Below are 13491 nucleotides of genomic sequence, written 5' to 3' on the forward strand. Positions count from 1 at the left end.
CGCGCCCGGATCCGCGATGCCCGCCCCACTCACTCTGCTGCTGCTCGGCGCGACCGGTGCGGTGGGGAGCCAGACGCTTCGCCTCGCGCTGGCCGACCCGCGCATCGCGCGGGTCGTCGCGCCAACCCGCCGGCCTCTGCCCGCACACCCCAAACTCGCCAATCCGGTCGGCGAGTCGATCGCCGACGCAGCGATCCCGGACGGTATCGATGCAGCGATCTGCGCGCTCGGCTCGACGATCAGGAAAGCCGGATCGCGCGAAGCCTTCGCCGCGATCGACCGCGACCTCCCCGTCGCGCTCGCCAGCCGGGCCAAGGCAGCCGGCGCGCACAGCTTCGTACTGAACTCCTCGCTCGGCGCGAGCCTGTCGGGCAGTTTCTATCTGCGCACGAAAGCCGAGGCCGAAGCCGGAATCCGCGCGCTCGGCATCAAGAGTTTCACGATCGTCCGACCCTCGCTGATTGAGACCCGGCGCGCTGAACCACGCCTGGCCGAGACGGTGGGTCTGGCCGTGGCCCGGCTGCTCGCAGTGCTGATCCCCCGCCGCTACCGCCCGGTCAGCGCCGAAGCGATCGCGGCAACGATGCTTGAAGCCGCGATCTCGGCCCGGCCCGGAGAGACGGTCATTGAATCCGAGGCGATCCGCCCACCGCAGGGCTAACGCGCAGAGGGTCTGCGGATCGACCACACACTGTCCCGATCGCCCTGCGTGGCGCGCCGCGCCGTGACGCGCGCGATCCAGACCAGGCACAGCCCCCCCGCGAATGCGGTGAGATCCACGCCGAGCGCGGCGGCACTGGTGTGAACCCACAGTCCAGTGCTGGGAACAAGCGCCCCGAGCAAGGTGGCGACGGGGATGGCGAAGGTGCATGCCGCCCCCAGCAACAACAGCTCGATCGCGGCATTCGCTGCGCCACGCCGCAGAGCCCAGCCAATACAGGCGAAAAATGCGCTGTAGTAGACATACCGGTGCCAGGCTGCGAGATCGACGACGTGGCCATACAGGCACTTGCCCGCGACAATGGTCAGCGAGATGCCGCAGACGCAGCCGAGGCAAACCCCCACGGTCCCTGCCGCCAGCCAACGCACATCGCGCCGCTGTTCCGGCACTTTGACATCGCCTCGCTGCGCCTTGCGGCGCGACTCTATCCATAGCAGATTGCCGCTGTAGAAGAGCCAAGCCCCGGCCAGAGCGAGCAGGAAGTAGGTCCATTTCACCGCAATGCCGCCGAAGCTCGCAAAATGCAGCGCAAAGAAACTGCTGAGAGTCAGGTTGGCTGCATCCTGCTGACCGGGAAGAAAATCCGCTCTTGTCACGCGACCACTGTACGGGTCGATCGCAACGAAGCCCCCCTGGGCGCGGGGCGACAGAGCCCGCGGATCATGGCCCCAGATGCGCACGCTCGCGCGCGGCCCAGTCACCTTCTGGTATTGCATGCGCTCCGGCTCGAAGCCGGGGGCCAGAATCGCAACGCGCGCGAGCAGAAGCTCTGGTGCGAGCATCCTGGCGGGGTCGCGGGGATGTGCGGCGGGCGCAGCGCTGCGCTGCTTGCCCTCCCAGGCGCTCGCCAGAGCGCCCTCGTGGATGATCCGGTCCTGCGTCGCATAGATGACGTCGTGATAGGCGAAGACGGCCGCGGTGAGCGCAATCACGATATGGAAGGGAAGACTCAGCAAGCCGACGATGTTGTGCGCATCCAGCCACATCCGCTTGCTCTTCCTGTCCACCCGAAACGCGAACAAATCCTTGACCAGAGAAGGAAACAGCACGATCACACCGGAGACGAGCGCCAGTCCATAGAGCATCGCGATGACGCCCATGACCCAGCGGCTCGGATCGTTGTCGAAGGGCAGCCCGACGACCCGGTGCAAGGCGTCGATGAACTCGGCAAGCTGCGCCGGATGGATTTCTTCGACACGCTCGGTCCCATCCACCGTCAGCGTCGCGGCATAGGCATGACCTGCGAAGCTGTCATGTTCGTCGGCCCCCTTTGGGCGCTCCCGCCATTCCAGCCGCGCCGGCACGTCTTCGCGCTTTTTCAGATTGATCTGGAAATCTTCTGCGCTCGCGGGATGGGCGGCAAGCGTTCGCCGGATCAGCTCAGGCGTCTCGGCGAGCGGGATGAAGGCCGCCGCCGAGGGCGGCGTCACCCATCGGTTCAGAGGCTCCTTGAATACGGTCAGCGCTCCCGCATAGAAGGCGATGAAAAGAGCCAGACCGGCAAGAATGCCGGTCCAGCTGTGCACTGTTTTGTAGAGTCGGACAACATCCGCGCGCATCGAAGGCTCCGGGAGGGGTTAGAGGTGACGCGCCGCGGCCAGAACGCCAAAGACCAGCAGATTGGCAAGCGCCAGGCCGCGCCAAGCTCGTGCGCCGCTGGCAAACAGGAAGCAGCCACTGAGCACACCGAGCCAGACGGGCGCGACCGACCACATCACGAACTGGGCGCGCACCGCCGCCGGCAGAGCGTGCAGCAGAAGATTGAGCAGCCCGCTGCAGCCAAGCGCAAATGTCAGGCCGAGCAGGCTGCCCGCCAGGGATTTTGAAAGCCAGTCGCGGCGAATCGGCGTGGGGGATGAGTTCATATCAAGGTTTGCGATGCAAAGAACGCCAGGCTCCGAGATAAGGCAGAACGACGAGGAAGAGCATCAACCAGCAGCCGAGCGTAAAGACGGCCACTACCGGCGACATGGATCGCCAGAGCAGCGCCAAGCTCGTTGCAATCAGAATCGCCGAGACGGGCCGGGCAAGCCCCCCCGGCAGCGGATAAGTTCGCCAGCGCTGGTTGGCCGAAGAAAGATAGAGGCAGAAGCTGCCCGCCAGAGCGAGCAGCAGCGCCAGGAAAGCGACGGGCTGATCCATCAGAAATCGAGCGAAGCCGAAAGTTTGTAAGTCCGCGGCGCCCCTTGAGTCGCAAAGCCGTCATTGAAATAGCCGGCCCAGTACCGCTCGTCCGTCACGTTCTCGACTGCGGCGCGCAGCGTGAACGGCTTGCCATAGACCCGCTGCGCATAATTGGCCCCGACATCCCAGCGCGTCCAGGAGGGGATCTCAAGTTTGTTCGCGGCATCCAGGTATTGCGAACCGGTGTAGATCAGGCGCGTGCTCAGCGTGAGCGCCGGAATCCAGGGGGTGTCCCACTCCGTACCGAGGTTGGCCGCCCACCGAGGCACCCCGGGCGCATCCTTGCCATCATTGGCTGCGACCGATGAGCGAAGCTGCTCTGCCTTCGTATACGCGATGCCACCGAGCAGGCGGACCTGTGGCGCGATCTCGCCGAACACATTCCATTCGAGGCCGGTGTGGCGCTGTTTGCCATCCACGGCCAGCGTCGGCAGCTTGGCACCGGTATCAATCGAGATCGACGAAGGCTTCTCGATACGGAACAGACTGAAGGTATTGGTGAAGCTGTGCCACTCCCACTTCACGCCGGCCTCAGACTGACGGGTTTTGTACGGTGCAAGCGTCTCTCCAGAATTCGCATAGGTACTTCCAACCGTGGCCCCGGGGCTGAGCCCTTCGATGTAATTCGCATACAGGGAAAGGGAAGGCCCCCAGGGCTTGACGACAATGCCCACCACCGGAGTGAGTGCGTCCTCGTCATAGGCGACCGGTGTAGCCTGGAGCTGTTTGACGTTCTGGGCGCGCGCCCCCAGAGTCAGCAGCAGAGCGTCGTCCAGCATGCTCAGCGTGTCGCTCAGCGACACCCCGGTATAGCGGTTATTGGCCGTCTGCAGCGTCGCGCCGTGCTCGGCAGCGAGCAGGGCATCTGTGGGATCGTAGATGTTGGTCTTATAGCTCGCGCTGCTCATCACGGAAGCCGAACCGTTGCGCGTCTGCAGCGAGCTGAAGCTGATCCCCAGTTTGTGCCCGACGACGCCTGTCTCGAAATTGCCGCGCAAGCCGAACTCGGTCGAAATGCTGTGGGTATAGCCGGCCTGGTTATAGGTCTGCCCACGGGCAGAACCATCGTCGGCGAGCACCACGACGCGCGTACCGTTCAAATAGCCGTCGTAGCTGTAGCGCGCCTGGCCGAGCGCCGCATAGAGCGACCACTGACGGCTCAGATCCAGCTCGCCGCGAACCGCCATACCTTCGCTCTGCTGCTTGGCCCAGGTCCCGCGCAGCGCATTGGTGCGCGGATCCGGAGCGTCGATGACATGTCCCAGCGTACCGAAGCCGACCATCAGCGGGCTGCCATTGGACTGGTTCTGGTTCGCCGAATAGGCATCGAATTCGAGCTTCCAGCCCTTACCCCGGTAGTCGAGGCCCAGCGAGCCGAAACGCTCGCGCTTGTCTTGATCTTCGAGCATCGACTCGCCATAGCTGCTCGACGCGTTGACGCGCACCCCGATCTGTTTGTCCTCACCAAAGCGACGACCGACATCGAGCGCCGCGCCCAGCGTGGACGCCGAGACATAGCTCGTGGTGAGGCGGGTGAGCGGCTCATCGGCGGCACGCTTGGGGACGAGGTTGACCACGCCGCCGACGGCTCCGCTCGGCGCGATACCGGAGAGCATCGCCGAAGGCCCTTTGAAGACTTCGACGCGTTCGAGGAAATCGGTCGGCGTGTGCGCGCCCGGCAGCATCCCGTACATGCCGTTGAAGGCCAGCTCCGATGAATTGACGTCGAATCCCCGGATGCGGATGTTCTCGGCGTTGTGGCCATCGCTGGTGGTCATCCGGACCGAAGGATCGTTGCGCAACACATCATTGACGGTCTTGCTCTGCTGATCCTCCATCAGCTTGGACGTATAGGCCGTCACGTTGAACGGCGCATCCATCACCGACACATCGCCAAGCACGCCGAGCCGCGCGCCACGGGCTACCTGGCCACCTGCGTAGGCCCGCGGCCGATCCTGCTGATTCGCGTTCTGACCGACCACGGTCACGACGGCGAGCGCGGCGTCATGGCTACTGGCGTCATGGCCACTGGCGACAGGCTCGGACTGCTTGACCAGGGTATAGCTGCCATTGGCCTGGCGGACCGCCTGCAAACCCTGAGCGCGCAACAGTTCGGCAAACCCCTGCTCGACCGTGAAGCTGCCGGAGAGCCCGGAGCTCGTCCTGCCCTGCAGCAGGTGAGCATCGACGGAAAGCTCCAGGCCCGCGGAAGCGGCAAAGGAGGTCAGCACTGAATGCAGAGGTCCGGCCGGCACGGCATAGTGGCGAGCGACGCTTGCCGGAGCGCTCGGGGCCGTCTGCGCGAATGCGACGGGCGCAGCGAATTGCGCCCCGAGCGCCAGCCCGGAAATCAGCGCGGTGCGCACGGCAAGCACACAGGCCTTCGGCAGCACAATTGCGGACGGGTTCCGGCCACCGCGTCGCTGGCGCGGAACGGATTGCGAATGAATGAGAGCTTGTGCCATGAATCAGTCCTTTCTAATTGGGAGGGCTTCATCCTCTATTCCGAACGAGAACGCGAAACCCTCAAGATCTGGCCGAAAAAATTTGCAATAAGCCTGGCGTGGAACTGGCGAGATACTCAACGAGCCTCCACAGAACCCCAGTAACGCGTACGCCAACGAACCCGGACAGGAAGGGCCAGAGCCAGGTTGGCAAGAGCTCGATCGGTGTCGCGCAGAGGGAAAACGCCGGTCACGCGCAGATCCGCGACAGCGCTGTCGCAGCGCAGAGCGCCAAGACGGTAGCGGTTCAGTTCGGCCACAAAATCGGCCACGCGCATGTCTTCGGCCACCAGCATCCCGCGCGTCCAGGCCGCCTCATTCGCATCCACGACCGTCGGCGCGGCGGTCCGCGTAGCGGAAAAACTCAGAATCTGCCCCGCATCGACACGCAGACCGCGGGAAGCTGCACGCGCGGGCTGCACCTGCACCGCGCCTTCGAAGACCGCCACACGCGACGCATCAGCCTGCAGGCGGACCGTAAAACGGGTTCCGAGCGCCAGCACCGTGCCGTGCCGCGTTTCGACGCGAAACGGGCGGTGAGCTGACGGGACTGCGTGCGCGGTCTGCACATGGACTTCGCCGCGGAGCAACTGGATACGGCGCTCGCGCCCATCGAAACGCAGATCGATCGCGGTCGCCGAAGCCAGCACGAGTTGCGAGCCGTCTGGCAGCGTGAGCTCACGGATTTCTCCGGTTCGGGTCGATTGGTCGGACATCGCCAGCTGGACAACTTCAGTGCCATGGAGCGCATGGCCTATGGCGCCGAGCGCGCCCGTCATCACCAGCGCGCGCAACACCCGCCGGCGAGCGCCACGCGTCGCCGGTTCGCGGAGAACCTGGCTTGCGACATCACCGGGAAGGTTGTCGAATTTCTGCGCAAAGGACAGCAGCAGCTTCCATGCGCGCTCATGCTCAGGATCTTCAGCCCGCCATTTCGCGCAGGCCTCTCTCTCCTCCTCGCTCGCATCCTCCGACCAGAGCCTGGCCATCCACTCGGCCGCTCGGCGGGCAACTTCCTCACCGACCGGCCCACCGGCGGGCTCCGCGACCTCTTCAGTGGGCATAGCCATGGACCGCCCGGAAGCAGGCGACAAGCCCTGCCGCGATGTACTTCTCCACCGACGAGACCGACACTTCCAGTTGCTCGGCAATCTCCCGATAGCTCGAGCCGTCCAGCCTGTGGAGCAGCAGCGCGGCGCGCGCCTTGGCGCTCAGCCCGTGCAGCACCGCATCGATTTCGACGAGCGCCTCGATCACCAGCGCACGCGTTTCCTCGGAAGGATGCTGAGGCTCAGGCAAGCTCGCCAGCGCATCAAAGTAAGCCGACTCGATCTGGCGACGGCGAAACAGGTCGATGACCAGACCATTGGCAATCTGCGCAAGGTGGCGGCGAGATTGATCGGACTGAGGCAAGTGTCCGGTTTTCAGTATGCGCAGATAGGTGTCGTGCGCCAGATCCGCCGCATCGAAGGCATTACCCAGCTTCTTGCGCAGCCAGGCACGCAACCAGCCGTGGTGCTCGGCGTACAAATTTTCGAATTCTTGCTGAAGGACGAGCCCAGCCCCACCCGCCACTACCTGACCCCTTGCCATCACCAATCCAGTTAATGAGAATCGTTCTCATTGTATGGACAACTGACTGCCTGCGCAAACACCCCCATCACGGGGGCGCCACGGCAGTGCGAATTTGGTGAAACAGAAGAAAGGGTTTGCCACGGACCGCGCAGGCTCCGCTGGCTAAACGGGCTCAGTGCCCGGACGGCGCGAAGACCCGGAGGCGATGACCGTCCGGGTCCAGCGCGACAAACGTGTAGCCGAAATCCATCCGGGTCGGCTCCTGGGCGATCGCGAGTCCGCGGTGGCCCCAGTCCGCGTAAAGCGCGTCCACCTCCCCGTCGTCCGCGACGGTAAAGGCCAACTCACCTCCCCCTCCCGCCGCCTGGGCGGCCGGTTCGACCGTGTGCCGTGACCATAGGCCCAGCATCACGCCAGAGTCGAGCGCGAACATCGCAAAGGTCGGAGAGGACTCGACCGGCGCTTTCGCTAACAAATCAGCGTAGAAGCGGGCGCTCTGGGCCGGGCTATTCACATAGAGGATCAGAAAATCAGGGTCAGCCATATCGAAACTCCTTGGTTTGAAAGGCGAACGGTGGCGCTACGCACGTCGCTCGATACGGCTGATGCTAGGGACAGAGGCTGACAGTTCCTGTCAGCAGGCATTCCGGGGCGCGGGAATACCCTCACGCTCCCGCCACTCCTTCAGCAAGGCCTGACGACGGCGCGGGTAGCGCTCGTCGGCGACCTTGAGCGAGAGGATGCGCTCGACGCGAAAGTGCCGGAACTGCTGCCTCAGCTCGCACCAAGCCACAAGCAGGTGCAGGGAATCGAAATACCCGAGTGCGAAAGGCCAGACCGTCCGCACCGATTCCCCGCCCCGAAGATCACGGTAACCGAGCTCGAGCTTGCGTTCCGTCCGTATCGCCTGGCGGAGCTGGGCCAGAACCGCGTCATCGGCCTGCGACTTTGCTCCCGGGCCGACCAGCAGAGAGGTCGAATCGAGAACATGGCGCAGCTCCTCGGGCAGGACGGCAGCGATCCTGACCAAGGCGCGTTCGGCCGCGGCGCCGAGCCTGCCATCGCCCCGTTTCGCAAGCCAGCGACTCCCGAGTACCAGCGCCTCGATCTCCTCCTCCGAGAACATCAGAGGCGGCAACAGGTAGCCCGGGCGCAACACATAACCGAGGCCCGGCTCCCCTTCGATCGAGGCCCCCTGATCCTGCAAGGTCCGGATATCGCGGTAGAGCGTGCGCAGGCTGATGCCCAGCTCGTGCGCAAGGTGCGCTCCGGCGACCGGATAGCGGTGAGCGCGGAGGATCTGGATCAGGTCGAGCAGGCGTTGGGCGCGGGACATCGGGGACGTGCAGGAAGAAGATCAGCGCGCAGTTAAGCACGTCAGGCGCAGCGGGGCCAGAGCCCAACTTAAGTCGTCCGCCCGCCCTAATACAACGCGCTGTTCAGGAAGGGCTGAGTCCCCCCTTTGTCGGCAGCGCCGTCTCATGAATCTGGCATTCATCAAAAATAGGAGACTCCTCTCCAAGATACGCTTGCCCGCGCCAAACAAACTGCGTTAGGATTTGCCGTCGCTATTTCAACATTCAACCTGCACAGGAGGTCGCACCATGAAACGCCAATGCACCCTTTGCAGGTCACGCCTGGCTTAACCCTTTCACCCGCCCTCGCGGCGCGGTTCCTGTTTCAGCCCCGGCTGCGGCCTGCCAATTCATCCTTTCTTAATCTATTGGATTGGTACAAATGGGCAATTCCATTCAGCATCTCGCTGAAGGCGTCACTGTGGTCGCCTCAGCAAAAACCCGGATTGAGGGCAAAGCGATCCAGCAATTACAAAATTCCTTTCAGCTTCCCGGAATGCGCCGAGTCGTCGGCATGCCGGATCTTCACCCCGGACTCGGCCATCCCGTCGGCGCAGCTTTCTTTTCAGTCGGGCGTCTTTACCCGGCCCTGATCGGCAATGACATCGGTTGCGGCATGAGTCTATGGCGCACATCCCTGGACAGCCACAGACTCTCACCCGATAAAATTGAAAAGCGCCTCGGTTGTATCGACGATGCACTGGGCGAAGACTGGCGCGAGCGCATCGCCTCGCTTGGGCTCCCTGAAACAGGCTTCGAGTCGTCGCTCGGAACAATCGGTGGGGGTAATCACTTTGCGGAACTGCAGCAGATTGATACCGTCTCCTGCAGCTCGACATTGAGCACTCTCGGGATCGACAAAAAGCACCTTCTTCTGCTCGTGCACAGCGGATCGCGCGGCTTGGGGCAAAAGATACTGCGCGAACACCTCGATCGCTTCCAGCACAGAGGATTCGCCGAAGCCTCCGATGAGTGCGCAGACTATCTCGATCAGCACGCCAAGGCCCTGGGTTTTGCAAAAGCCAATCGGCTCCTGATTGCTCAGCGCATCTTTGAAAACTTGCGTTGCACTGGCGCACCGGTCATCGATGCCGAGCACAACTTCCTGGCCCCCGCGATCATCGCCGGCACTGCGGGTTGGCTGCACAGAAAGGGAGCCGCGCCAGCGGATGGGGGACCGTTGGTCATTCCCGGCTCACGCGGGGATTACAGCTACCTTGTTGAACCCGTTCCTGACGAGGCAAGTCTCTTCTCCGTCGCGCACGGCGCCGGTCGCAAATGGATGCGCGGAGAATGTCGCGATCGCGTCTCCACTCGCAGCTCCGCGCAGCAATTGCTGCGGACCAGCCTGGGCAGCCGGGTCGTCTGTGCAAACAAACACCTGCTTTTTGAAGAGGCACCGGAAGCCTACAAGGCTATCGAGAGCGTCATCGAATCGCTTCAGGATGCGGGCCTGATCCGGCTTCTGGCGAGGATGAAACCTGTGCTCACCTACAAGACCGGCAGGGAGGAGTCGCGATGATACTGCTGCAGATATCCGCCTCGCAGGGGCCGCAAGAGTGCGCGCTTGCTGTCGCCAAGGCTCTTGATCGCCTGCAATTCGAAGCCCGGAATTGGGCGGTCAGCGTGGACATTCTTGATCTCCAGCCGGGCAAGGGAGGAACTCTTCTCTCGGTTCTGCTGACTCTGGATGGAGAGCGCGCCGCCGATCTCGCCAATCTATGGTGCGGCACCGTGCAATGGATCTGTCCAAGTCCCTATCGACCGCATCATGCCCGCAAAAACTGGTTCATCGGAGTTGCCGCCTACGCAGAACCACCCCCAGCGCAGATGAGCGAGATTCGCTTTGAAGCCTGCCGGGCATCCGGGCCAGGTGGCCAGCATGTGAACAAGACCGATTCCGCGGTGCGCGCCACTCATATCGCCACCGGAATCAGCGTAAAAGTTCAGTCACAGCGCAGTCAGCATGCCAACAAACGTCTGGCCATGCTGCTGATTGAGCAGAAGCTGGCGGAATCCGCACTGGAGCAAGAAAGCGCACAACGCGCCGAGCGCCGCATGTTTCATCACCAGGTCGCGCGCGGAAATGCGGGAAGGATCTTCCGGGGCAGCACGTTTGAACCGCTGAAATAGACCAGGGGTCCGAGCCGGTTCGGCAAGCCTGAGCGTGGAATTGGGAGACCCCGTCGAGAGCGCCGAGTAGCGGAGCGCGGCTGCGTGTCGGCGCAGCCAACTACCGAGGACTGTTCGAGCACCGAGCGAAGCGAAGGGTGAGCGCGGGGTTTCACGAAACGTTGCGTCGTGCCGGGCGAACGGGCTGGGCATGCAAACCCAGCCCCTCATTTCCAGGCTTTAGCCGCGCGTACAACACAAGGCGATCAGGCTCCGACTGTTGCCAAACCGGGAGTTATGCGATCTCGCCAATGGCTATTTCAGCCTGAAGTCCAGACGAAACGGAAACTCCATCGCGCAGGGTTTGCCAGCGCAGACGGCTGGTTTGAATTTTGTCAGCATCAGAACCGTTGCCGCGGCCTTGGTCATCTCCGGGCTGGGCGAGCCATAGGCAGAGACCGACTGAGGATTGCCTTCAGCATCGATGAGGGCGATTAGTGACAACTCACCCCAGACCATCATTGCTTTTTGAAGAGCCGTCATCGCTTGCACCAGCGGCTTGTAGCCTTCGAGCGGGAATGGCGGTTCGTCCCCCACGGCAAGACTCTCGTATTGCGCGTGAACGATCTTCCGCTCCTCAGCCGTCAGCTCGGAGTAGCGCCGATTCAGGGGAATCCTGTAACTCCAGGCCCGGTTCCTGGGCGGTTTGGCCGTCGGAATAGCATCCTTCACCCCATGCTCGACGGGCGGAAGGGTTTGAGCAGAGACGGTAAACGCAAGCACAGTCAAGAAGCAAGAAGCAAGAAGGCGAACTGCTTTCATGACAACCAACCAGAGAAGGGACGCCGCATCATCGTCTGAAACATCCCTGGATGCAACATGGGTTATTGCCCCCCCCCAAGCGAGACATTGCTCCTTTGTTGCAAGAGCCCCCCTTCACGCTTCCCGTCTCCGAAACCAGATCAGACGCTGCCGTGCTGGTCCGCGCCGAAGGCCTTCTGGCGGAGCTTGAAGAGTTCGTCGCGGGCCGCCGCGGCTTCCTCGAACTCGAGGTTCTTCGCGTGCTCGGTCATCTTCTTTTCGAGCGCCTTGATCGCCTTCGCGAGCGCTTTCTCGTCCATCCGCGAATAGTCGGGCCCCGAGTCGGTCGCCAGCGTCTTGCCGGTCTCGTCGTCGTGATAGACGCCGTCGATGATGTCCTTGATCCTCTTCGTGACCGATTTGGGCGTGATCCCGTTCGCTTCGTTGTGCGCGATCTGCTTGGCACGGCGGCGCTCGGTCTCGTCGATCGCCGCCTTCATCGAATCGGTCATCCGGTCCGCATAGAGGATCGCGGTGCCGTGCAGGTGGCGGGCGGCCCGGCCTATGGTCTGGATCAAGCTGCGCACCGAGCGCAGGAAGCCTTCCTTGTCGGCGTCGAGGATCGCGACCAGCGACACCTCGGGGATGTCCAGACCTTCGCGGAGCAGGTTGATGCCGATCAGCACGTCGAACAGGCCCAGCCTCAGGTCGCGGATGATCTCGACCCGCTCGACCGTGTCGATGTCCGAGTGCAGATAGCGCACGCGGATGCCGTTCTCGGCGAGGTAGTCGGTCAGCTCCTCGGCGAGCCGCTTGGTCAGCACAGTGACCAGCACCCGCTCCTCGTTCGCGGTGCGGCGGCGGATCTCCATCAGCAGATCGTCGACCTGGGTCATCGCCGGGCGCACTTCGATCACCGGATCGATCAGCCCGGTCGGACGGACGACCTGCTCGACGACCTGACCCTGGTGTTCCTCTTCATAGGTGGAAGGCGTGGCCGACACGAACACGGCCTGGGGCATCAGGCCTTCGAACTCGTCGAACTTGAGCGGCCGGTTGTCCATCGCCGAGGGCAGGCGGAAGCCGTAGTTGACGAGGTTCTCCTTGCGCGCCCGGTCGCCCTTGTACATCGCGCCGACCTGGGGGATCGCGACGTGCGATTCGTCGATGAACATCAGCGAATTGGGCGGCAGGTAGTCGATCAGCGTCGGCGGCGGCTCGCCGGGGCCGCGCCCGGACAGGTGGCGTGAGTAGTTCTCGATGCCCTTGCAGAAGCCGACTTCGGTCAGCATTTCGAGGTCGAAGCGAGTCCGCTGCTCGATCCGCTGCGCTTCGACGAGGCGGTGCTCGCGCAGCAAAAAAGCCGAGCGATCGCGCAGCTCCTCCTTGATCGCTTCGATCGCACGCAGCACCGTCGAGCGCGGCGTCACATAGTGGCTGGACGGGAAAACCGTGAAGCGCCCCATCCTCTGTTTCATGTGGCCGGTCAGCGGATCGAAGAGCGTGATGTGTTCGATCTCGTCGTCGAACAGCTCCAGGCGCACCGCCATCTCGGCGTTCTCGGCCGGGAAGATGTCGATCACGTCACCGCGAACCCGGAAAGTGCCGCGCTTGAAGTCCATGTCCGAGCGCGAGTACTGCATGCCGACGAGGCGCTGCACCACGTCGCGCTGAGGCATCTTCTCGCCCTCGTGCAGGTGCAGGATCATCGAGTGGTAGTCGACCGGGTCGCCGATACCGTAGATGCAGGAGACGGTCGCGACGATGACGACGTCGCGCCGTTCGAGCAGGCTCTTCGTTGCCGACAGCCGCATCTGCTCGATGTGCTCGTTGACCGCCGAGTCCTTCTCGATGAACAGGTCGCGGCTCGGCACATAGGCCTCGGGCTGGTAGTAGTCGTAGTAGGAAACGAAGTACTCGACCGCGTTCTCGGGGAAAAACTCGCGAAACTCGGCATAGAGCTGGGCCGCGAGGGTCTTGTTCGGCGCCAGAACCAGGGCCGGACGCCCGCAGCGCGCGATCACGTTGGCCATTGTGTAGGTCTTGCCCGAGCCGGTCACTCCGAGCAGGGTCTGGTACATCAACCCGTCTTCAATGCCTTCGACGAGCTGGGCGATCGCGGTGGGCTGATCGCCGGCCGGGGGGAAGGGCTGGTGCAGGCGAAAGGGACTTCCTGGGTATTGAACGACCACGTCAGCGCTCCGGCACATGCGTAACCCGTCATTCTAGCCGCCCCGAA

13 protein-coding genes are annotated in these 13491 nt (G+C 63.2%); 3 read left to right on the top strand and 10 right to left on the bottom strand.

Going from position 1 to position 13491, the window contains the following annotated elements; all coding sequences use genetic code 11:
• Positions 1-16: 16 nt before the first annotated feature.
• Positions 17-661: an NAD(P)H-binding protein gene (locus ACHFB9_RS14525; RefSeq protein ID WP_417068068.1), complete on the top strand. Its 645-nt coding sequence runs from the start codon at positions 17-19 to the stop codon at positions 659-661.
• Here the strand turns inward: ACHFB9_RS14525 and ACHFB9_RS14530 are convergent.
• From ACHFB9_RS14530 to ACHFB9_RS14565, 8 genes are all read right to left on the bottom strand, one after another.
• On the bottom strand, positions 658-2280 hold the full coding sequence (locus tag ACHFB9_RS14530) for a PepSY-associated TM helix domain-containing protein (RefSeq protein ID WP_417068069.1): 1623 nt from the start codon (positions 2278-2280) through the stop codon (positions 658-660). The two genes, ACHFB9_RS14525 and ACHFB9_RS14530, sit on opposite strands and share 4 nt — an antisense overlap.
• A gap of 18 nt (positions 2281-2298) precedes the next feature.
• Entirely contained in the window at positions 2299-2586 is a 288-nt protein-coding gene (locus tag ACHFB9_RS14535) for a hypothetical protein (RefSeq protein WP_417068070.1), read from the bottom strand.
• A 1-nt stretch (position 2587) separates the two neighbouring features.
• Positions 2588-2863, bottom strand: coding sequence for a hypothetical protein (locus ACHFB9_RS14540; RefSeq protein ID WP_417068071.1), 276 nt, complete (start codon positions 2861-2863; stop codon positions 2588-2590).
• Positions 2863-5370 (bottom strand): TonB-dependent siderophore receptor, encoded by a 2508-nt coding sequence (locus ACHFB9_RS14545; RefSeq protein WP_417068073.1) that lies wholly within the window; start codon positions 5368-5370, stop codon positions 2863-2865. Before ACHFB9_RS14545 ends, ACHFB9_RS14540 begins: the two co-directional genes overlap by 1 nt.
• A gap of 116 nt (positions 5371-5486) precedes the next feature.
• Entirely contained in the window at positions 5487-6479 is a 993-nt protein-coding gene (locus ACHFB9_RS14550; protein ID WP_417068074.1) for a FecR domain-containing protein, read from the bottom strand.
• A complete protein-coding gene (locus ACHFB9_RS14555; RefSeq protein ID WP_417068075.1) occupies positions 6463-6939 on the bottom strand; it encodes a sigma-70 family RNA polymerase sigma factor in 477 nt (158 codons plus the stop codon). The genes ACHFB9_RS14550 and ACHFB9_RS14555 overlap by 17 nt, the downstream gene beginning before the upstream one ends.
• Before the next feature lie 217 nt (positions 6940-7156).
• Positions 7157-7528, bottom strand: a complete 372-nt coding sequence (locus ACHFB9_RS14560) for a VOC family protein (protein ID WP_417068076.1) — start codon at positions 7526-7528, stop codon at positions 7157-7159.
• A gap of 90 nt (positions 7529-7618) precedes the next feature.
• Positions 7619-8320, bottom strand: a complete 702-nt coding sequence (locus ACHFB9_RS14565; RefSeq protein WP_417068078.1) for a helix-turn-helix transcriptional regulator — start codon at positions 8318-8320, stop codon at positions 7619-7621.
• Between the two features lie 401 nt (positions 8321-8721).
• On the opposite strand from ACHFB9_RS14565, the gene ACHFB9_RS14570 reads away from it, so the two are divergent.
• Both ACHFB9_RS14570 and prfH read left to right on the top strand, forming a co-directional pair.
• On the top strand, positions 8722-9861 hold the full coding sequence (locus ACHFB9_RS14570) for an RNA ligase RtcB family protein (protein WP_417068080.1): 1140 nt from the start codon (positions 8722-8724) through the stop codon (positions 9859-9861).
• Positions 9858-10472, top strand: coding sequence for a peptide chain release factor H (prfH, locus tag ACHFB9_RS14575; protein WP_417068082.1), 615 nt, complete (start codon positions 9858-9860; stop codon positions 10470-10472). The genes ACHFB9_RS14570 and prfH overlap by 4 nt, the downstream gene beginning before the upstream one ends.
• A 294-nt stretch (positions 10473-10766) precedes the next feature.
• Here prfH and ACHFB9_RS14580 read toward each other — a convergent pair whose 3' ends face one another.
• Both ACHFB9_RS14580 and uvrB read right to left on the bottom strand, forming a co-directional pair.
• Positions 10767-11273: an energy transducer TonB gene (locus tag ACHFB9_RS14580; RefSeq protein WP_417068083.1), complete on the bottom strand. Its 507-nt coding sequence runs from the start codon at positions 11271-11273 to the stop codon at positions 10767-10769.
• Between the two features lie 140 nt (positions 11274-11413).
• Positions 11414-13444 carry an excinuclease ABC subunit UvrB gene (uvrB, locus tag ACHFB9_RS14585; protein ID WP_417068084.1) on the bottom strand — a complete coding sequence of 677 codons (2031 nt, stop codon included), beginning with the start codon at positions 13442-13444 and terminating at the stop codon, positions 11414-11416.
• Between the last annotated feature and the right edge of the window lie 47 nt (positions 13445-13491).

The organism is Niveibacterium terrae (assembly GCF_048213115.1).
In the GTDB taxonomy this organism is placed as follows: Bacteria; Pseudomonadota; Gammaproteobacteria; order Burkholderiales; family Rhodocyclaceae; genus Niveibacterium; species Niveibacterium terrae.